General features: G+C 39.2%; 16 protein-coding genes. 7 read left to right on the forward strand and 9 right to left on the reverse strand.

Annotated elements, in window-relative coordinates; genetic code table 11:
* Window positions 1–45: 45 nt before the first annotated feature.
* On the reverse strand, window positions 46–4,059 hold the full coding sequence (locus tag EIY84_RS03005; RefSeq protein WP_124640374.1) for a fibronectin type III domain-containing protein: 4,014 nt from the start codon (window positions 4,057–4,059) through the stop codon (window positions 46–48).
* 346 nt (window positions 4,060–4,405) lie between these two features.
* The gene (locus EIY84_RS03010) at window positions 4,406–5,218 is read right to left on the reverse strand and encodes a M48 family metallopeptidase (RefSeq protein WP_124640376.1); all 813 of its coding nucleotides are present in this window, start codon (window positions 5,216–5,218) and stop codon (window positions 4,406–4,408) included.
* A 172-nt stretch (window positions 5,219–5,390) separates the two neighbouring features.
* Between EIY84_RS03010 and EIY84_RS03015 the strand changes: the two genes are divergently transcribed.
* Entirely contained in the window at window positions 5,391–5,909 is a 519-nt protein-coding gene (locus tag EIY84_RS03015) for a DUF4251 domain-containing protein (RefSeq protein WP_124640377.1), read from the forward strand.
* Here EIY84_RS03015 and meaB read toward each other — a convergent pair whose 3' ends face one another.
* Window positions 5,910–6,893, reverse strand: coding sequence for a methylmalonyl Co-A mutase-associated GTPase MeaB (gene meaB, locus EIY84_RS03020; protein WP_124640379.1), 984 nt, complete (start codon window positions 6,891–6,893; stop codon window positions 5,910–5,912).
* Between the two features lie 50 nt (window positions 6,894–6,943).
* Here meaB and EIY84_RS03025 point away from each other — a divergent pair, with 50 nt between their 5' ends.
* Entirely contained in the window at window positions 6,944–7,225 is a 282-nt protein-coding gene (locus tag EIY84_RS03025; protein WP_124640381.1) for a cytochrome C, read from the forward strand.
* 49 nt (window positions 7,226–7,274) lie between these two features.
* Here EIY84_RS03025 and rnhA read toward each other — a convergent pair whose 3' ends face one another.
* From rnhA to EIY84_RS03045, 4 genes are all read right to left on the reverse strand, one after another.
* A complete protein-coding gene (rnhA, locus tag EIY84_RS03030; RefSeq protein WP_124640383.1) occupies window positions 7,275–7,751 on the reverse strand; it encodes a ribonuclease HI in 477 nt (158 codons plus the stop codon).
* A 38-nt stretch (window positions 7,752–7,789) separates the two neighbouring features.
* Window positions 7,790–9,376: a replicative DNA helicase gene (gene dnaB, locus EIY84_RS03035; protein WP_124640385.1), complete on the reverse strand. Its 1,587-nt coding sequence runs from the start codon at window positions 9,374–9,376 to the stop codon at window positions 7,790–7,792.
* 163 nt (window positions 9,377–9,539) lie between these two features.
* Entirely contained in the window at window positions 9,540–11,612 is a 2,073-nt protein-coding gene (locus EIY84_RS03040; protein WP_124640387.1) for a T9SS type B sorting domain-containing protein, read from the reverse strand.
* 237 nt (window positions 11,613–11,849) lie between these two features.
* Window positions 11,850–12,050, reverse strand: coding sequence for a hypothetical protein (locus tag EIY84_RS03045; RefSeq protein WP_124640389.1), 201 nt, complete (start codon window positions 12,048–12,050; stop codon window positions 11,850–11,852).
* A gap of 172 nt (window positions 12,051–12,222) precedes the next feature.
* Here EIY84_RS03045 and mutL point away from each other — a divergent pair, with 172 nt between their 5' ends.
* The 4 genes from mutL to EIY84_RS03065 are packed head-to-tail and all read left to right on the forward strand — an operon-like array spanning window position 12,223 to window position 16,073.
* Complete coding sequence (gene mutL / locus EIY84_RS03050; protein ID WP_124640391.1) at window positions 12,223–13,992, forward strand: DNA mismatch repair endonuclease MutL; 1,770 nt, start codon at window positions 12,223–12,225, stop codon at window positions 13,990–13,992.
* 4 nt (window positions 13,993–13,996) lie between these two features.
* Window positions 13,997–14,755 (forward strand): rhomboid family intramembrane serine protease, encoded by a 759-nt coding sequence (locus tag EIY84_RS03055; RefSeq protein WP_124640393.1) that lies wholly within the window; start codon window positions 13,997–13,999, stop codon window positions 14,753–14,755.
* Between the two features lie 2 nt (window positions 14,756–14,757).
* Complete coding sequence (locus EIY84_RS03060) at window positions 14,758–15,741, forward strand: endonuclease/exonuclease/phosphatase family protein (protein ID WP_124640395.1); 984 nt, start codon at window positions 14,758–14,760, stop codon at window positions 15,739–15,741.
* On the forward strand, window positions 15,741–16,073 hold the full coding sequence (locus EIY84_RS03065) for a hypothetical protein (protein ID WP_124640397.1): 333 nt from the start codon (window positions 15,741–15,743) through the stop codon (window positions 16,071–16,073). The genes EIY84_RS03060 and EIY84_RS03065 overlap by 1 nt, the downstream gene beginning before the upstream one ends.
* A 2-nt stretch (window positions 16,074–16,075) precedes the next feature.
* Here EIY84_RS03065 and EIY84_RS03070 read toward each other — a convergent pair whose 3' ends face one another.
* Window positions 16,076–17,590 (reverse strand): GH3 auxin-responsive promoter family protein, encoded by a 1,515-nt coding sequence (locus EIY84_RS03070; protein ID WP_124640443.1) that lies wholly within the window; start codon window positions 17,588–17,590, stop codon window positions 16,076–16,078.
* Between the two features lie 208 nt (window positions 17,591–17,798).
* Here EIY84_RS03070 and EIY84_RS03075 point away from each other — a divergent pair, with 208 nt between their 5' ends.
* Window positions 17,799–19,841 (forward strand): prolyl oligopeptidase family serine peptidase, encoded by a 2,043-nt coding sequence (locus tag EIY84_RS03075; protein ID WP_394336890.1) that lies wholly within the window; start codon window positions 17,799–17,801, stop codon window positions 19,839–19,841.
* A gap of 84 nt (window positions 19,842–19,925) precedes the next feature.
* On the opposite strand, the gene EIY84_RS03080 is transcribed toward EIY84_RS03075, so the two are convergent.
* The gene (locus EIY84_RS03080; RefSeq protein WP_124640401.1) at window positions 19,926–20,717 is read right to left on the reverse strand and encodes a DUF2797 domain-containing protein; all 792 of its coding nucleotides are present in this window, start codon (window positions 20,715–20,717) and stop codon (window positions 19,926–19,928) included.
* Between the last annotated feature and the right edge of the window lie 86 nt (window positions 20,718–20,803).

The following is a 20,803-nucleotide window of genomic DNA, read 5'->3' on the forward strand; positions in this document are numbered from 1 at the left end:
GCTGCTCAAGTTTGAGCAACTTCCTTAACATTTGGTTAAAAATATTTACTTTTTGATCACTTTAACAGAAGTTGTTGTTCCGTCTCTATGAGCCAGTTGTAAAATATACATTCCGGATTTTAGATCACCCAATTGCAATTGTGCAGTAGGTTTCTCAATGGTTTTCACCAATCTTCCAGAAGCATCCATTACATGAACGGTTTTTACATTTCTAATTTCAGAAATGGTAATTACATCATGGAAAGGATTAGGATATACCTTGATGCTGTCTTTAGTATCTACTTCGGATGTTGCTAGATTGTTAACATCTACCGCTATGTTATCTACATACAAATAAAATTTATCGGCATCAGAATAACAATTGAATCCAAAATAGTACACTCCTGTTGTAGGTACAGTGAATGTATAGGTACCTGACTGCAATGCCGCTTGGTTAATGTTTGGTAAATCAACAATCTGTGTGGTCATTGCTGTTGCAACCGCTGAAGTACCAAAAGCAACTTTTAGTTTCTCTGGAGCATATGTGGTGCTGTTATTTCCATAATCAAATGAAATCTTATAGTTTGTACCGGCTGTCAAATTAATTCCTGCTGTATAGAACCACACATTAGCAGCATTTGATGTATTATAACTGTAAATCAATGCATTCGTTGTAAACCCATATCCTGGGCTTGCTACTGTACCCCAATTGTTTCCTGTTCCAACATTTTGGTTGGTGGTACAAGTTGGCAATGCAGGTGTAGTTACCGATTCAAAGTTTTGAACATAAGGTAAATTCACCGCATCACAAGCCGTTGCAAAACTTGGCAAAGCTACCCATGGACTTTGATCGGTAGATGAACATCTGGATCTTACCCACACATAATACATAGAACTAGGTGACAATGAAGATAAGTTTGCAGTAGTTGTGGTTACATTGACCGATGGAGTCGTGCTTGGAGTAGGTACAGTATTTACCAAACTATAATACACATCATATCCTTCTGCCGGTGCTGTAGCCGGAGCCGTCCATGACAATGTCGCTGTCGTCGTAGTCGTACTTGTTACCGTTAATGCAGTAGGCTCAGCACAAGTTGAGTTTGGCTCCCAATAAACATCATCCCAATAATAGGATTTTGCATCGTTTTTACCATGAATGGCTAACCTCGCTCCAGCAGGAACTGTGTTAGGGATTATTACATTGTATTGCGCTGTTGGATCGGTATAAGTCGTATTATTGATGGTTAAATCTTCAATAGAAACAAAAGAACTCACATCATTCACATCTGTTACATAGCCAACAGAAAGAGTTCCGCCAGCAGAAGACACCCTAGCTTTCAATCTTAGTCTGTGAGTACCAGCATTAATATTTGAAAATACAGGTAAGGCAACAATAACTGGATTGGTTGTAGTAGAAGTGTATTGATATACATTCTTAGTTCCTGATGCTGGAGTTGTTGTTGTAATCGTCATGGATCCCGGACTGGATACAGGAACCATTCTCACCCAACAATCCGGAACATAATTCCCTGATGCAGTAGTCTCAAAACCTTCATACATGTAAGACACAGGCAAACAAGAAGTTTCGAAACTTGGCAATGCTACCCAAATACTTTGATCGGTTGTACCACAATTGCTTCTTACCCAAACATAATAGGTGGTGTTATCCGTTAGAGAAGTCAAATTAGCCGAAGTACCTGCAACATTAACTGACGGTGTTGTAGTTGCTGTCGGAGCTGTATTGGTAGTGCTGTAATACACATCGTATCCATTGGTTGGAGGCGTAGTAGAAGCAGTCCAAGAAACGGTTGCAGAATTGTCAGTAATTGCAGATGCACCTAAGGATGTTGGCGCAACACAAGTTGGAATTGGTTCCCAATTCACTTCATCCCAATAATACGATTTTGCATCGTTTTTATTTTTAATGGCCAATCTTGCACCTGCAGGTACAGTGGTAGGAATTATAACTTTATAAATAGCATCTGAAGTTGTATAAGTTGTATTGTTGATGGTTAAATCTTCAATAGAAACAAAACTTGCAACATCAGAAATATCCGTAACATAACCTACAGAAAGTGTACCTCCGGTAGTGGTTGCTCTCGCTTTAAATCTTAACCAATGCGTTCCTGCATTTACATTTGAAAATACCGGTAAGGCAACAATGGTAGGATTCTGAGTTGCAGAAGCATATTGATATACATTATTCACACCTGCAGCAGGAGTAGTCGTAGAAATAGACATCGATCCCGGAGTAGTAACCGGCGCCATTCTCACCCAACAATCAGGGACATTATTTCCCGTTGCAGTGGTTTCAAATCCTTCATACAATGAAGTCATTGGAAGACATGCCGTTTCGAAACTCGGTAACGCATTCCAAATACTCTTATCAGTCGTGCTGCACACACTTCTTACCCAAACATAATAGGTGGTATTGTCCGTAAGCGAAGTTAGGTTTGCGGATGTCCCTGCAACATTCATATTTGGAGTAGAAGTTGCTGTTGGGGCAGTATTCGTAGTGCTGTAATACACATCGTATCCGTTTGCAGGAGGTGTAACAGAAGCCGTCCAAGATATTGTTGCAGAATTATCAGTTATTGCAGATGCTACTAAAGCCGTCGGCTTCACACAAGTTGGGATAGGCTCCCAAAATACCTCATCCCAATAGTAGGATTTACCATCATTTGCATTTTTAATTGCTAAACGAGCTCCTGCTGGAACGGAAGAAGGAATAGCAACGGTATATTCTGCATCAACTGTGGTATATGTGGTGTTGTTGATGGTCAAATCTTGTATGGTAACAAAACTTCCAACATCCGTTACATCCGTTACATAACCAACACTCAATGTACCACTTGCTGTTGATACTCTCGCTTTTAATCTCAACCAATGCGTTCCTGCATTAATGTTTGACATTTCCGGTAAAGCAACAATGGTCGGAGACTGAGTAGAAGATGCGTATTGGTAAACATTTTTGGTTCCAGCAGCCGGTGTAGTCGTAGAAACAGACATTGACCCCGGAGTAGTAGCCGGCGCCATTCTTGTCCAACAGATTGGAACAAAATTTCCTGTCGTTGTATTTTCAAATCCTTCGTACAAAGAAGTTATTGGCGCACAAGCCGTTTGAAAAGTAAAAGGACCTTTCCAAGCAGAATCTCCGTTGGTTCCACCGCATTTTGCTCTTACATAAAGTTCATAAATGGTTCCTGGAGTAAGAGAACTAACATTGTTTGTTAAAGATGAAGTTGTTGAAAACGAAGTTGGAGTTCCTGATCCTGCAGGTTGAACCGCATAATCCCATGAAGTTTCCGTACCACCAGCAACCCAAGACACCGTTGCAGAGTTAGATGTAATACTCGTAGCACCCAATCCTGAAGGCCAAGGACAAGAAACCAAATAATCAAAAGCAATTCGTGGTCTTCTATAATTCGAAGATGTCAATGAAGTACCAAGTGTACCCGTAGTTGTCGTTACATACTTACCTGTATTGTTGTTTGATGTATTTACACAAGGAGATGTATATTCATATTCCCATGTTGTATTAACCGTATTCCCGGTGTTCACATACTCAAACAAAACCATTAAATTGTTGGTACTTGAGGTAAACGGAAAATTGGTAGAGAATACCAATTGCTTCCATCCCGCAACACCAGCTGTTGCAGTAACCGGATTTCCATCATAAACCAAAGTAGCTCCAGTAGAAACGGTTGACCAATCCACTGCGCTTGTACCAAGATCCGTTGCAGTCGTTTCTTTAAGATAAATCTTAAGATTCGGTGTTCCCACCATATCTGCCGTTGTAAACTTCCAAAGATACAGAGAAGACAATGTTTGCCCTGCAATTCCGGACAATTGGCTTGCAGGATAGATCACCGCATGTCTACTGGTGGACAACGAATTGGTGGAACTTGCGGGCGCATATACAGTAGTCCCAATACCACCGGTACAGGTACCGGCAACAGGATAAAGTTGTGCCCAGGAAAACTGGGAACCAAGCAGAGCTAAGAGCAACACAACCGTGTGCCGCAGCCTGTACATCTTGAGGTTTTGACTAAAACCTCGAAATAAATTAAAATTCTTCATATCGCTAATATTTTATTAAACTTCAACAAATGTAAAAAAAATCTAAATATACCCTTGCTATATACTTTAAATTTTAACATTTAATCAGCTTTAAGTTGATATTAATGAATTAAATCAATTTATATTAACTAAAAATAATTACAAATAGTCCATCAAAATATCAATATAATTAAACATCTAATTAAAAACACATTCCTATCATCCAACCAAAAGATGATTTTCACACAAAACAACATTCATTAGACACATTAGGCACAACGAAAAAAGGAGTAAAAATCCTAAGATTTTTAACTCCTTTTCTGATAATTCTTTGAAAATTATTTTGCCTGATAACTTCTAAATGCTTTTATTTAATTTTTCCTCCTGCTGCTTTGTAATACTCCAAAGCTTTAGCCATATTGGCATTCAGTCCGGCAATTCTGTTTTCAGCACCTGGGTGTGTCGATAAAAATTCAGGTGGTTTATTAGCTCCACTAGACGCCGCTTCCATCCTGTTCCAAAAAGGTACAGCTTGTCTTGGATCGTATCCCGCCATAGCCATTAGGTAAAGGCCCATTTGGTCGGCTTCCGACTCTTGCTTTCGACCGTAAGCCAATAACGCTACTTGCGAACCCATAGGATACGCCTGTTGGAAAATGCTTTGTAATTGAGCATTGGAAATGGACGCCCCCAAAATAGCACCTCCATATTGGGCAATCATGGCTTGAGAAATTCTTTCGTTTCCGTGACCTGCCAAAGCGTGAGATACTTCGTGACCCATCACTACAGCCAATCCTGTATCGTCTTTGGTGATGGGCAAAATCCCGGTGTACACAGCAACCTTACCTCCCGGCATACACCAAGCATTCAGTTGCTTGTCCTCTATCAGAGTAAATTCCCATTGGTAATTGGCCAAATCCCCTTCCCTTCCGATACTTTTATAATAATTGTTGGCGGCATTTTTTATCCTCATACCCACATTGGTCACCGACTTTGCCGCAGCGGTATTTTTGATAACTTTGGATTTAGAAAGCGTATTGTTGTATTCTTTCAAAGCCATAGTACTTAGCTCTGCATTGTTTCCAATTTGTAAGGAACTTCTGCCCGTCATGGGATTGGTAACACACGACACCAATGCAACTGACGCCAATGCATAACCAAAAAATTTTATTTTTTTCATAATCGGTATTTAAGATTCTAAATTAATAATTTTCTCACGATCAACAAAATTTATTCCACTTTTTCATGATTTGACCGATGTTTAGCATTAAATTTGTTGTGCTTTACAAAGCAACTCAATCTCAGGTTGTTAATTTTTTAAGAAAAGATTTTACCAAAAAACAGTGTTATTCATGAAAAGAACATTCATCTTAATATTTTCTGCAATTGCACTTCTTCAAAGTTGTGCTTCACAAATCTATATGGAACCCCAGGAACTGAATACAGCAATTCAATCCGATGAGTTTTCATTTGTTGCAAAAAGAGCCAACCCTACCAATTATGCAGTGATCAATACTATTAATTCCATTCCAAATTCTACAGCTACCCGAATTTTGGAATTGAGCACCGGTTACGGGCTGAGTCTAAAGAAAAATTTACTGGAGGTTAATTTACCCTATTTTGGAAGAGCGTACAAAGCCTCTACCAATCCTTTAGAAATCGGTTATCGTTTTGCATCAAAAGATTTTTATCTAAAAAAATCTGTAGGAAAGAACGGTAAAATGATCTACACCATCGAGCCCAATGACAATACAGCAATCAGAAGAATCAGCATAGAAATATACCCTTCAGGATCGGCAATGGTTTCTGTAGACTCCAACGACAGACAACCGATCACTTACGACGGCTACCTCGAAAAATTTAAAAAATAATTAGATTTTTTTGAAAATGCTTTCAACAAACTCTGCCGCTTCTGTACTGGGATTGGCCAAAAGGTTGGAAGCATTTTTTCTGTGATGCTCATAATCCAAACTTCCGTAATTTCCGGTTTTGGTTTTCTGTAAAATTAGCTCTTGCACCCAATAATCAAAGCGTTTTTCAGCCTGAAGTTTTCTCACCTCATCAAATCTACCGGTCGATTTTTTTAGCTGAATATACGCTTCAATCTGAGCATAGACCTCATCCAAACCACGATGCTCCAATGCCGATCCCAGCAAAACAGGAATTTTCCAATTTTCTTCTTTAGGATGTATAAAATGCAAGGCCCGCATCAATTCCAACTTGGTATTTTTGGCTTTTTGAATGTTCTGATCATCGACCTTGTTGATGAAGATCAAATCTACCATTTCCATAATCCCCCTTTTAATACCTTGCAACTCATCGCCTCCACCAATAATTTTTAAAAACAAAAAAACATCAGTAATATCGGAGACCAAAACTTCACTTTGTCCCACACCTACGGTTTCGATTAGGATAAAATCATAACCTGCCGCTTCACAAATCAACATGGTCTCAAAGGTCGTATTGGCAACACCGCCTAAAAATCCGGAACTTGGAGAAGGACGGATGAAGGCATTTTTCTCTTTTGCCAATTCTTCCATTCTGGTTTTGTCCCCCAAAATAGAACCTTTGTTGAGAGCAGAACTGGGATCAATGGCCAAAACCGCAACTTTTAGTCCTTTTTTTATGGCAAAAAGTCCAAAACTTTCTATAAAAGTAGATTTTCCAGCACCCGGCACTCCAGTAATACCAATCCTAACCGATTGTCCGGTGAGAGGCATAATCATCTTTAATAAATCTTCGGCTTGTTCTCGGTGTTCTGGCTTTTTACTTTCGACCAAAGTGATTGCTTTACCCAACAATCGGGTATCTCCATTGATAATGCCTTGGTACAAATCTTTTGTTGAAACTTTCATCAAAACAAAAATAATATATATATTTGAAAGAATGTTTTAATTTGAAAGTTATGAAAAAATTATTTGTATTATCCGTTTTGGCAACTGCCTTTGTAATGTCGTGTACAACAAAGACCCAAGCAGGAACTGCTGCAACCAAGAAAGTTTCTAAAGAAGCATTAGCAGAAGGCAAAATGCTTTTTGAAAAATCTTGTGGTAAGTGTCACGATTTGCCAAAAGCAAAAGATTATTCTGCTGAAAAATGGGTGGGAATCATGAAGTCTATGGCACCAAAAGCAAAATTGGACGAGGCTCAATCAACTTTGGTTTATGACTATCTAACCCAAAACTAATTGAAAACAAGCCACCTTTTTCTGAGGTGGCTTGTTTATTTTTTGACTTTCAAAACAATCCGTTGCCTTCAGGTTGTTCGTAGTAATGATCTATTTCTAATTGTGCAGACTGAGATGCCTTTACGGCCAATTGGTCACAAATTTCATTTTCAGGATGTCCATTGTGTCCTTTTATCCAATGCAGCTTTGGCTGATGTTGAATGAAGAGTGGATAAAACCTTTTCCACAGGTCGGGATTTTTAACCTTATTAAAACCTTTTTTCACCCAACCCAATAACCATTTTTGGTTGATGGCATCGGCAACATATTTACTATCGGTATAGATGTGAACATCGTGTCCCGTGGAATTTAGGTTTTCTAAAGCCACAATGACCGCCAAAAGTTCCATTCTGTTGTTGGTGGTTTTTCTGTAGCCACAGCTGTAGGTTTTTTGATAATTTTTACCCACCACCCTCATCAGGATTCCATAGCCTCCTTTTCCGGGGTTTCCGCTACATGCACCATCGGTGAAAATCTCTATTTTCATGAATTGTTTTGTGAAAGTATCAGTACTATTCAATTTTCTTAGAAAGGCATTCCTTCATCGTCGTCATCGTTCATGGATGAGGCACTCAGGTTGTTATTTCCTCCCATATTGAAGGCAGCACCAGGATCGATGGTGGTTCTAATTTTATCAAATCCAGAAGGCTCATTGTGATCTGAAAAATTAGAAGAACCGTAATTGTAAGTGGTAAGCGCTTCTAAATCGGCAAATTTACCCATGGTTTTTAAAAATGCCAACCGAACATCGTCCACAGATCCATTTCTGTGTTTTGCAACAATGACTTCGGCTTGGTTTTCGGTTGAAGTTTGTGCATCCTCCGGATCGTTATCCCAAGTTCCGAGTTTATAATATTCCGGTCTATAGATGAAGGAAACAATATCGGCATCCTGCTCGATGGCTCCCGATTCCCTAAGGTCGGAAAGCTGAGGTCTTTTATTGGTTGCAGAACGGGTCTCTACCGATCTGGACAACTGTGAAAGGGCAATGACAGGGACATTCAATTCTTTAGCAATGGCCTTCAACGATCGAGAGATCATGGAGATTTCTTGCTCACGGTTTCCGGATCCTTTTCCTCCGCCGGCGGTCATCAACTGGAGATAGTCGACCATGATAATCTTCACTCCATGTTGCATCACCAATCTTCTGGCTTTTGCACGAAAGTCAAATATGGAAAGCGATGGCGTTTCGTCGATGTACAATGGGGCATTTTCCAATTCAGAAACATTGGTGAAAAGCCTTTGCCATTCGTCATCGGTTAGGGTTCCTTTTCTTAATTTTTCTGATGAAATATTGGTTTCAGAAGAAATCATCCTCGTAATCAACTGTACAGATGCCATCTCCAAAGAGAATAAGGCCAAAGGAATTTTGTGTTGTACAGAAATATTTCTGGCCATGGAAAGGATAAAAGCCGTTTTACCCATCGCCGGACGCGCTGCAATGATAATCAAGTCCGAGTTTTGCCAACCGCCTGTCAGTTCATCCAATTTTGTGAATCCCGAAGGAATCCCCGAAAGACCTTCTTTGTCTTTCAAGGCTTTGATGGACTCTATGGCTTGTTTTACCAAATCATTCGCTGTATCGAATCCTTTTTTGATGGTTCCGTTGGTAATTTCAAAAAAACTTTGTTCGGCTTTGTCCAACAATTCAAAAACATCGGTTGACTCTTTGTATGAACTGTCGATAACATTGGCGGATACATTGATAAGGCTTCTTAGAATAAATTTTTCCAAGATAATTCGAACATGATATTCGATATGCGCACTGGACGAAACCCCCATGGTGAGGTCAATGATATAATGATCACCTCCTGCTGTCCCCAATTGTTCACTTTTTTTAAGCTCTTGGATCACCGTAACCATATCCACCGGTTTACTTTCCAAATAAAGTTTGACAATCGTCGAAAAAATAACTTGATGTCTGGGATCGTAAAAAACTTCCGGAGTCAGCAAGTCAATGGAATAATCGAGTCCTTTTTTGTCAATAAGAAAAGTACCGATTACAATTTTTTCTAGATCAACTGCATTGGGAGGTAGTTTTCCATCGGAAATGGAAAGTTCTTTAGCAAAATTGCCGTGGGTAAGAGATGATAAGGTTTCCTTTTGTGCCATGAAACAAAGATAGAATATTTACACTTCATCTTCCGAATATTTAATCAACAATCATGTTCAATCCACATTCATATTACTGACTTACAAACAGATACAATGTTAATAAAAAAGAGACTGCCGCTGTGGCAATCTCTTTTTTTTATTTTGGGTTTTCATGTTAAATTTATTCAAAATTTTTCAACATAATCCATCCGGAATAGGTTACCGGAGTTTTATTGGCATCGTCTTCGTTCCAAGTAATAACATACCAATAGGTTCCGGTATTCAATCTTTTTCCTTGGAATTTTCCGTCCCATTTATAACCGTTGGTTTTATCGGCTACGGCAACTTTTTTACCATAACGATCAAATACAGTGAATTGAAGATTTTCTTTGTAAGCCAAAGCCGAATATTCTATTTCGTCATTCACTCCATCGTTATTAGGAGTGATGGCGTTCAACAGATTGGGTACAGTGATCTGTAAGGAAACAGGAATACAGTTGAAACTGTCTTTTAAATAGACCATATTCAAACCTCTTGGCAATCCAGAAAAAGTGTTGGAATCTTGCCAGTTGACACCGTCGATAGAGTATTTGTACGGAGCTACACCTCCTGTTGCGTTTATAACAATGGTGTTGTTGGTAATTTCTACATTTGAAATGATGGGAGCTACGGTTGCAACAACTTTTACATTTTGTTTGGTCACACAATTGTTCTTGGTAAGATTAACCCAATAGTTACCAACCCCTACATTATTGATGATTTGCGTAGTTGCACCAGTACTCCATTCGTAAGCGGTATATCCCGAACCGGCATCAAGGGTTGTCGTTTTTTCTGCACAAATAATTTTGTCCACCAAAACTGATGACGGTGCCGGAGCTGTAACCGAAAGGTTAATTTTAGCTAAATTATAACAACCGTTTGCATCCAAAACTTTCGCATAGATCGCTTTTGTTTCAGAAATATATGCCGTAGGATTTAGGATTTCATTGGCATTTTGGGCAGCATCATTGGTTGTAGGATAATACTTGATAACGGCTCCAGGAAGCGCAGTAACCACAGCATTGGTCAGGTTGAATACGGCTTTGGTAGGCGTATTTTCTATAAAACAAGATACCAAACTTGCTTCATTCACTTGAAACGATGGGAAATATTCTAAATTAATAGGTCCAGAATTGGTACAGTTTTGCGCCGTTGTTACCTTTACAAAAACCTGCTTTGGAGCGGTCGATTGATACGCATTAGGATTGGTAATTTGGTTGGTTCCTGCGTTCAAATCGGCCATGGTTGGGTAAAACTTTTTGGTTGCTGTAGGATCGTTGATTACAGCGGCATTGTTCAGATTGAAAAATCCATAACCGATGTTATTGTTGTTACACGCTTGTACCGTTGCCGGATTCAACGAAATGTTTCCATATACAAATTTTACCGGCCCCACTTTTCTACAACTGTTGATGATATTGTTGGGATCGTTAGGATCTTCGTAACGGATGCTGTAGTAATAGATCGATGGAACATTAATGGTTACCGGCATTGGCAAAGGATTGGCACCCGTAAGGGCATCGTTTTGATTGCTGTGATAGGTAATGATGAAGTTTTGGTTACCGTTGATAATTCCTGCATTCAGTTGTGTGAAATCATAAGTCGCTGTATTGACACACATCGGGATAAAACCGTCGTGGTTAGGTCCTGGAGCAATAATCGGAAAAGGCTGAACCCCAGGATTATCAAACGACGATGACAAAGTTGCAGTCCCGCCCCATGTTAGCGCAAAACCGTTTGTATTTGCAGAATAGTTATCGATGACCATGTAGTATGTTTGCCCAGGCAATACATCCAAATATTTACAATATCCTGTACCTCCTGCACCTTCTGTGATTACGGTAGAAGTCAGGCTAAGTCCTGTGGTATAAGTACCGTCATCACTTGGTGGGCCGTCATAAGAACAACGGATTGGTGTACCTTTGGTAGCACAGGTGACATTGGGTCCGTAAACCGCCCAGTCATAATCGGCATTACCATTCGGAACGATTAGAAAAGTCAATGTTCCGGCGGTATTCACGGTAAATTTATACCAAACCGAATAGTGCTCATTAGAAGATAGACAGCCCCCTAAAGTTTCAGGTACATTTCCGTTTCCACTTGGGGTGTATGAAATTCCGGTATTTCCACAAACAGCCATTGCTGTTTCGCAATCGGACTGCGCATAAATAAATTGGGAAAACCAAATAAGTGTTAAGAGTACAATTTTCTTCATAAAAATAAAATGTGAACAAATTTATAAAATTTTCTGCATTTGATTGTTGTTTACACAGCAAAATGCTTTTGTTGATGCTTAGTTCCGATTTATTGCTCCATAAATCCTATGATTTATGCATTTTATTATGAAGCTGTATTGTTTCAAATTAAATAACTAGGGATGTAAACATAAAAAAATCAATAACGCTGGAGCATTATTGATTCTGAAGTTAATTATAAAAAATATGAAGTTTCTCTATTTTAATGCATAAAGCTCAACTCCATCCAGATCTTCTGTATGTTCAGAAATATCAAAATGTCGATGTTCATCTCTATACAAATAAATGTCTTGATTTTTTCTTTTTTTGGTTTTCATGATTCTATTCAACGCACATATACCCAATACGGTAAACAATCCAATACCTGCGGCCAAAATAATTTTTGTTTCGCTTTTCATAATTTCATTTTTTGTATCCAAACATTCGCAAAAAACATGCCTTTTTTATGCATGTTGTTTTAAATTTATGTTAATAAAAATCTAAACTTTGTTAATACTGACCATTTCAGATTTTCTAAGACCGAGATGATTTGAGAAATTCTCGTTACTTTTGCGAATTATTTTGTTTTATATGTCGGATATCATACAACTTTTACCGGATCATGTCGCCAACCAAATCGCTGCGGGCGAGGTGGTACAAAGGCCTGCATCTATCGTAAAAGAACTCATGGAGAATGCCATCGATGCCAAAGCCAGTAAAATAGAACTCATCGTTCGTGATGCCGGAAAAAACCTGATCCAAGTGGTGGACGACGGATTGGGAATGTCAGAAACCGATGCCAGAATGGCCTTCGAAAGACACGCAACTTCCAAAATAAAAAATACTGAAGATATTTTTAAAATCGCAACCAAAGGTTTTCGTGGCGAAGCCTTGGCATCCATTGCTGCGGTGGCTCAGGTGGAGTTGAAAACCAAAAAAAAAGAGGCCAGCATTGGAACAAACATCTATATTGAAGGGGGAACATTGCAGTTTCAAGAACCTGTACAGACGGTTGAAGGTTCTAATTTTGCAGTAAAAAATTTATTCTACAATGTGCCTGCCCGTAGAAAGTTCCTGAAAAACAACAATATAGAATTCAGGCATATTATTGATGAATTTCAACGCGTGGCTTTGGCTCATGACCAAGTCGAATTTGATTTGTTCCACAACGACGAACCCATTTTCAAACTCAGAAAAGGATCTCTCCTGCAAAGAATTGTTGATGTTTTTGGAAGAAAACTTCAACCGCTTTTGGTACCCATCAAAGAAGATATGGATTGGGTGAACCTTAACGGATTTGTCGCAAAACCTGAAGGTGCCAAAAAAGTTAGAGGCGAACAATTTCTTTTTGTAAACGGTCGATATTTTAAAAGCCCTTATCTGAACAAAGCGGTACAAGAAGCCTTTGATGGACTATTGCTACCGGGATACATCCCTTCTTTTTTCTTGTTTTTGGAAATGGATCCCGAGAAAATCGATGTCAACATTCATCCTCAAAAAACAGAAGTAAAGTTCGAAGACGAGCATCTGATTTTTGCATTGCTAAGATCTACCATCAAAAGAGCTTTGGGCATATACAACATTGCACCGAGTTTGGATTTTGAAAGGGATGTCAAAATGGACGATTTTTTTGGCGGAAAAACTCCTTCTATGCAAAATTTTAAGACCCCTGAAATTTCTGTAGATCGAACTTTTAATCCGTTCAAAGAAGAAAGCATCTCACACAAACATGCAGAAATCCAGAATCTGGCAGAACTGTACCATCAAAATATCGAGGCGGCGCCATCTAAAATCAACCTTTTCGAGGACGAAGATTTTGAAGAAGATCTGATGCGATTGCCCAACGGATATTGGGTTTTCAACAAGGGAGACCGAACACTGATGCTGGATTTGGGACGCATGCATCGTTTGGTAATTGCAAACGGTAACAAAGTGCAAAACAAAAGCTCGGTAAGCCATGCCCTCCTGTTTTCTTTGGAATATCACATGAACGAAATTGAAAAAAACAAATACAAATCCTTCAAAAAATACCTGCCGGATTTGGGTTTCCAAATGCATGTGGCGTATGAAAATGTCCTGAGGATAGATGCCGTCCCTGAAGGCTTGAAGGAAACTCAGGTGATGAAGTTTTTAGAGAACTTATTCGATATCTTGGAATACAAAACCGAAGAAGAATTTTTACACTTCTATGAAAATCAATGGAATAAAATGCAAAGCAAATCCAGATTTGATTTTATTTATAAAAATGATGCTGAAGATTTAATAAAAGATTTTACTAATTTAGGCTTCCCAGAATATTTGCCCGATGGCAAAAGGTGTTTTATCGAATTGCCGATAGACGATTTTAAAAATAAATTTTAAACTTATGTTTCAAAATATCCCTCCCATCACCAGAAACATCATCATCATCAATGTGGTGGTCTATTTACTTACCAATTTATTGATGAACGGTGCGTTGTACAATGTGCTCTCTGCATATTATCCTTTTTCTCCCAATTTTCATTGGTGGCAAATCCTCACACACATGTTTATGCACGCACCAATGGGCGAGGGAATCGGGATTACGCATATCCTTTTCAACATGCTTACTTTGTGGAGTTTTGGACCGGTTTTGGAGCAATCTTTAGGACAAAAAAAATATCTGTGGCTGTATTTTCTTTCAGGGATCGGCTCTTTTTTACTCTTTAACATTTGGAATTTCTACCAGGTAAATCATTTGGTCGGTCAATTGCAGGTTTTGGGTGTAGATGTTTCGGACATTTACCTAAAAGCAAAAATTGGCTATCAAGGAGATATGAACATTTCGGCCAACAGTCAGGAAGCGATCGACCTTTCCAGACAGTTGTTTTCGGATCTTAGAAGTCCGATGTTGGGTGCTTCTGGTGCTATTTTTGGAATTGTAGCTGCCTTTGCCACTCTATTTCCGGATGCCAAATTAATGTTCATGTTCATTCCTTTTCCTATTAAAGCCAAGATATTGTTGCCCATTATCATTTTGGTTTCCATATACCTCGGATTTAGCGGAAATGTGGGTGGTGTTGCCCATTTTGCTCATGTGGGCGGTGCACTTGTCGGATACATTATGGCTAAAATCTGGAACCGCAATCGATTTAGAATTTACTAAAGTTGAAACCGTTTAGATTTATTTTCACCCTCATCCATGTACTCCTCTTTTTCGTATTGATGGGTGTTTTGATGAACGCTTATGTTTCGCCTCTTTTTTTTCCGTATTTCAATCTGCTGTCCTTGGCATTTCCAGGGCTCTTAATTGTTTATGTTTTGCTTTGTCTGTTCTGGATGGTTCTTTGGAAAAAAAGAGCTTTGGTTTTCCTGATTTTAGGTTTGTTTTTTTATAAACCAGTCCTGAGATGGGTTAATTTCAACACAAAATCCAAAGAAAATGCAACACTAAAGGTGGTTTCTTTTAACAATAAAAGTAAAAAGGATGCCGAAGAGTATTTGAACCATCAAAATGCAGACATCGTTTTTTTACAAGAATCCGGAACGGAAAACGCCAGCCGTCCGGAAATCAGACTGAAGTATGTTACCGATCACGATTGGCTTTTGTCCATCCACAGCCGATACAAAATACTTGAGCAAGGAATTTTATTTGACCCTAAAGATTATACCGGGAATATGCAATATGCCGATGTGGAAATTGATGGACAACGCATACGCCTCATTAATATTTACCTAGAACCGTATTCTTTTGAGAAGAAGAAACTGCTAACCGATGGTGATTTTGAACAAGATGAAGCCAAGGCAAAGTTCATCATCAAACGGTTGCTGACCACCTACGAAACGCACGCAACACAGGTAGAGGAAATTAAAAAGTTTATCGAACAAACTCCGTATCCGATTATTTTGTGTGGCGATTTCAATGCCGTACCCAATTCTTACGAATATTATCAGCTGGTTAAAGGTCTGAACGATGGCTTTATAGACAGTGGATCCGGATTGTCCACCAGTTTTCACGATTATAAAATCCCCATCCGGATTGATTATATTTTCAGTTCAAAAACAATCAAAGCCTTGTCGTATAAGGTGGACAGAACGGTTCATATCTCCGATCATTATCCTGTAATTGCCCAATTCAAACTTGTTAAATAATGCAAAAATTCGTACTCGTTTTCACTCTCGCTGTTTGTTTTTCGTATTGTTCCGAAAATCAAAATGACCATGCCAATTATCCGGATGCCGTTTTTGTAGAACCCAAGTACGACACCACTCCGGTCGATTCTTTTTCTGCAGGTGCCACTTCTGCCGATGTCGCCAGAAGGATCAGGATGGCGTCGTCGTCCTATCAAGATTCTTTAAAAAAGGCTTTGCAAAAGGAAGCAGAACTGCTTAAACAAAAACAGCTGGAAGAAAAACTTAAAAAAGAAGTTGAAAAGTCTGTAAAAAAAGAAACGGCTGATGTACAAACATCAACCGCAGAATAAATTTATTGGTTCAGCTCCAACAAAGGATCTATAAATTCTCGGGTATTGCTCAGTCTTGGGACTTTGTTTTGTCCGCCCAATTTTCCTCTTTGCTCCATCCAACGATAGAAAAGATTATTTTTTGCCAAATGAACAATCGGCCTTTTCAGGGTCATGTTGTTGTATCTTTTCGCTTCATAGTCTGAGTTGATTGCCTTGAGATGGTTATCGAAAACTTCTATAAAATAATCCAAATTATTGGGCATTTCACCAAATTCAATAATCCATTCGTGGGCACCACTTTCGCCTTCTTTCATGTACACCGGAGCACCGGTATATTCTCTCACGGAAGCACCTGTGCTTTCACAGGCTTTGGTTAGGGCCGTTTCTACATTATCAATCATCAATTCTTCACCAAAAGCATTGATGTAGTGCTTGGTTCTTCCGGCAACACGAACGCGATACGGTTGTGTGGATGTAAAAATTACGGTATCACCGATCATGTATCTCCACAATCCACCATTGGTGGTGATCACCACGGCATAGACCTTCCCTATATCGACCTGATCCAGTGAAAGAGCTATGGGGTTTTCTTTACCAATCTCGTCCAACGGAACAAATTCATAGAAAATTCCATAATCCAACATCAACAACATTTCGTCGCTACCGGCTTGGTCTTGTATGGCAAAAAAACCTTCGGAAGCATTGTAAATTTCGTAATAATTGATGTCTTTGCCGATGATTTTCATGTACTGATCTTTGTACGGCTTAAAGCTGATTCCTCCGTGGAAAAAGACTTCTAAATTGGGCCAAATTTCGGTAATATTAACCGCATTGGTTTCTTGGATTACCCTTTGCAAAAGCACCATCATCCAACTCGGAACTCCGGTAAGGCTGCCCACATTTTCATTTTTCACTTCAGCGACTATGGCTTTTAGTTTCGTTTCCCATTCGGACATCAAAGAAACTTTTTTGCTGGGTGTGGTGGTCATCTCTACCCAAAAAGGAAGGTTATCAATTAAAATTGCTGATAAATCTCCAAATTTGGTGTTGAAATTTTCGTACAATTCGGCACTACCTCCTAATCTCAAATTTTTATTAACAAAAAGTTGGTTGCCCGGATGATTGTTGGCATAGATGGAGACCAAATCTTTTCCCGCTTTCATGTGGCAGAACTCCAAACTTTCATCGGTAATGGGGATGAATTTGCTCTTCGCATTGGTGGTCCCAGAGGATTTTGCAAAATTTCTGATTTGTCCAGGCCAAATTACATCCTTCTCGCCTTGTCTGGCTCTTTCAATGTAGGGCTCTATCCCCTCATAACTCACAATTGGGACTTTGTTTTTGAAATCTTCGTAGGAAGAAATGCTGTTGAACCCAAATTTTTTACCATACACCGTGTCTTCGGCATGATACAATTGGGAAAATAGAACGCCATTTTGAGTATCGATGGGATAATCGATAAAATGCTGAATTTGATCTATCCTTTGCTTGATAAACCAATTGACTACCGAATTGAAAAGTGCTTTTGTTGCCATTAGGACAAAGTTAATTTTTTTTGCAACTCGACCAAGTTTTTTAAGCTTTAATTTGGCATGATGCTTTTCATCTTCTCGTTCATTCATAAATTAATGTTTATTTTTGGACATAAATTTTTTTAAAATGAAAATTCAAAAACAATTAGGACGAACTGCCGTGATGCTTTTTGCATCGGCTATCGCGGCAAACACCATCAATGCGCAACAAATGAAATACCCTACCACCCATAAAATAGAACATCAAGACACCTATTTTGGTTCTGTGGTGCAAGACCCGTATCGATGGTTAGAAGACGATCGATCTGTCGAAACCGGCGCTTGGGTCAAGGAAGAGAATAAATTTACCCAAGATTATCTTTCACAAATCCCGTTCAGGGAACAGATCAGAAAGCAATTGAATGACATTTGGAATTATGAAAAAATTTCGGCGCCATTTAAAAAAGGAGATTACACCTATTTCTACAAGAATGATGGCCTTCAGGCTCAATCTGTATTGTATAGAACGGATAAGAACGGAAAAACAGAGGTTTTCCTGGATCCCAATAAATTTTCAGAGAAAGGAACCACTTCCATGTCCGGAATTTCATTCAACAAAAAAGGCACATTGGTGGGATATTCCATTTCTGAGGGCGGCTCGGATTGGCAAAAGATCATCATCATGGATGTTGTATCCAAGAAAATATTGGACGAACCCATCGTGATGAAATTTTCTGGTGCTTCTTGGCTCGGGGACGAAGGTTTTTACTATTCAACCTACGATCAACCAAAGGAAGGGAGCATGCTTTCCGGGATTACCGATACCCAAAAAGTATATTTTCATAAATTAGGAACCAAGCAGAAAGAAGATAAATTGATCATCGGCGGCGAAGATTTCAAAAGAAGATACATGAGCGTTAGCGTTTCCGATGATCAGCGATTTTTGATTTTATCCGCCTCCAACACCACCAACGGAAACGAATTGTACATCAAAGATCTTAAAAAGAAAAAAACCGATTGGGTAGCGATACAAAAAGGGTTTGATAACAACTCTCATGTTTTGGACACCAAAGGAGAAACCGTCTATCTGAGTACCGATAAGAATGCACCGAATAACAAATTGGTGAAATTCAACATCAACAAGCCCGAACAATGGGAAACGGTAATTCCAGAGACCGACGAGGTACTGAGCCTTTCTACCGGTGGTGGTTATCTTTTTGCCAAATACATGAAAGACGCCCTAACTTGGGTGAAGCAATTGGATTATTCCGGAAAATTAGTCCGTGAGGTCAAATTGCCCGGAAACGGCACTGCCAGCGGCTTTGGAGGGAAAGACAGCGAAAAAGATCTCTACTATTCTTTCACCAATTACATCACTCCACCTACGACTTACAAATACAATGTAGAGAAAGGAACTTCTGAGATTTATCAAAAACCAAAAGTGAATTTTAACCCAGAAGATTATGTTTCGGAACAGGTTTTCTACACCTCAAAAGACGGAACAAAAGTTCCCATGATGATCTCCTATAAAAAAGGACTAAAAATGGATGGGAAAAATCCAACGATACTTTACGGTTACGGAGGTTTCAAAATTAGCCTTACCCCATCGTTTTCTGTGGTGAATGCCGTTTGGATGGACAACGGCGGGATCTATGCCGTACCAAATCTTAGAGGTGGTGGCGAGTACGGAAACAAATGGCACAACGCAGGAACCAAAATGCAAAAGAAAAATGTTTTCAACGATTTTATTGCTGCAGGTGAATATTTGCAAAGCAAAGGCTACACTTCCAAAGACTACATGGCACTTTCTGGCAGATCCAACGGCGGACTTTTGGTAGGAGCAACCATGACCATGAAACCGGACTTGGCAAAAGTCGCTTTCCCAGGTGTTGGGGTATTGGATATGCTTAGATACAATAAATTTACTGCAGGTGCGGGCTGGGCTTACGATTACGGAACGGCCGAAGACTCCAAAGAAATGTTTGAATATCTAAAATCCTACTCACCGGTGCACAATGTGAAGAACACTGTTTGTTACCCTTCTACCATGATCATCACCAGCGATCACGACGACAGAGTGGTTCCGGCGCATTCTTTTAAATTCGGTGCCGAACTTCAGGCAAAACAAAGCTGTACACAACCGATCCTGATACGAATTGAAACCAATGCCGGTCACGGTGCCGGAAGAAGTACCGCCCAAGTCATTGGTGAAAATACCGATTTGTTGAGTTTTGCTCTTTTCGAAATGGGAATTAAATCTTTAAACAAAAAATAAACAGAGTTCTTAAAGAATGTCTGAATCATAAAATCCGCTTCTTTTCAGGATGCGGATTTTTATATTTTTTGAAAGAAAATTAAACTAAACTTCCATAGTTACGACATAACCTTCGTGATTTCGGATGTTGATGACTTTACCTTCGTCAAAACAAAGATATTGACCTTTAATACCTCTCAGAACACCTGAAAATTCGGGGCTTTTATCCAAAGTGAATGCTACAATTTTTTCTGGTGCCTCGTAGGGATAATCCAATCGTGTAATTTCTTGCTCATCGGTATAGAATTTCTGACTTTCATCCGAAAAATAGGCTTTCACTTTATCGCGAAAATCCGCCAGATCCACATCGCTTTCCAACGCTGCAGACAGCATTTTTTTGTAATTGGTTTTGTCAGCCAAGTGTTTTTTAAGCTCCACTTCAATAACGCCGGCTTCGTACCGGTTTTCGGTTCTCGCAATGGGGATGGCAAAGGTCGCACCTTGATCGATCCATCTCGTTGGGATTTGATTTTCTCGGGTAACGCCTACTTTTACATCGCCTGTGTAGGCCAAATATACAATGTGAGGCTGAAGTTGTATTTCTTTTTCCACTTCCAGATTTCGCTCTTCAATACCCAAATGAGCTTTGGACAATTCGGGTCTGATGATGGTTTCGCTGGCATACGGACTTTCAAAAAAACATTTTTTACAGAATCCCATTCGGAAAATGGGTTGTTCGCTACCGCATGACACACAGTGATAGCCGGTATGCTGAAAGCGAATATCCTTCCCAATCAATTGGTTCATGCTGATTAAGTCGTTGTTCAAATTCAAAAAATATTGAATGGGATTTCCCATTTCGGAAATCATTTTTTTTAGAGTGCCTTGAAATATCATGGTGTGTAAATTCTTGGGTAAAAATAATAAAACACCGCAAGAATCATTGTTTCAACGAATACTATTTTCAGAGCTCTGCTATTTTT

The sequence above is a fragment of the Amniculibacterium aquaticum genome, from assembly GCF_003852705.1.
Classification (GTDB): domain Bacteria; phylum Bacteroidota; class Bacteroidia; order Flavobacteriales; family Weeksellaceae; genus Amniculibacterium; species Amniculibacterium aquaticum.

Coding starts and splice junctions, on each gene's coding strand:
- meaB (WP_124640379.1), bottom strand. CDS start 6,893: ATGAAAGTTTCAACAAAAGATTTGTACCAAGGCATTATCAATGGAGAT.
- EIY84_RS03065 (WP_124640397.1), top strand. CDS start 15,741: ATGCAAAAATTCGTACTCGTTTTCACTCTCGCTGTTTGTTTTTCGTAT.
- EIY84_RS03040 (WP_124640387.1), bottom strand. CDS start 11,612: ATGAAGAAAATTGTACTCTTAACACTTATTTGGTTTTCCCAATTTATT.
- mutL (WP_124640391.1), top strand. CDS start 12,223: ATGTCGGATATCATACAACTTTTACCGGATCATGTCGCCAACCAAATC.
- EIY84_RS03075 (WP_394336890.1), top strand. CDS start 17,799: ATGAAATACCCTACCACCCATAAAATAGAACATCAAGACACCTATTTT.
- dnaB (WP_124640385.1), bottom strand. CDS start 9,376: ATGGCACAAAAGGAAACCTTATCATCTCTTACCCACGGCAATTTTGCT.
- rnhA (WP_124640383.1), bottom strand. CDS start 7,751: ATGAAAATAGAGATTTTCACCGATGGTGCATGTAGCGGAAACCCCGGA.
- EIY84_RS03005 (WP_124640374.1), bottom strand. CDS start 4,059: ATGAAGAATTTTAATTTATTTCGAGGTTTTAGTCAAAACCTCAAGATG.
- EIY84_RS03055 (WP_124640393.1), top strand. CDS start 13,997: ATGTTTCAAAATATCCCTCCCATCACCAGAAACATCATCATCATCAAT.
- EIY84_RS03010 (WP_124640376.1), bottom strand. CDS start 5,218: ATGAAAAAAATAAAATTTTTTGGTTATGCATTGGCGTCAGTTGCATTG.
- EIY84_RS03045 (WP_124640389.1), bottom strand. CDS start 12,050: ATGAAAAGCGAAACAAAAATTATTTTGGCCGCAGGTATTGGATTGTTT.
- EIY84_RS03080 (WP_124640401.1), bottom strand. CDS start 20,717: ATGATATTTCAAGGCACTCTAAAAAAAATGATTTCCGAAATGGGAAAT.
- EIY84_RS03015 (WP_124640377.1), top strand. CDS start 5,391: ATGAAAAGAACATTCATCTTAATATTTTCTGCAATTGCACTTCTTCAA.
- EIY84_RS03070 (WP_124640443.1), bottom strand. CDS start 17,590: ATGGCAACAAAAGCACTTTTCAATTCGGTAGTCAATTGGTTTATCAAG.
- EIY84_RS03025 (WP_124640381.1), top strand. CDS start 6,944: ATGAAAAAATTATTTGTATTATCCGTTTTGGCAACTGCCTTTGTAATG.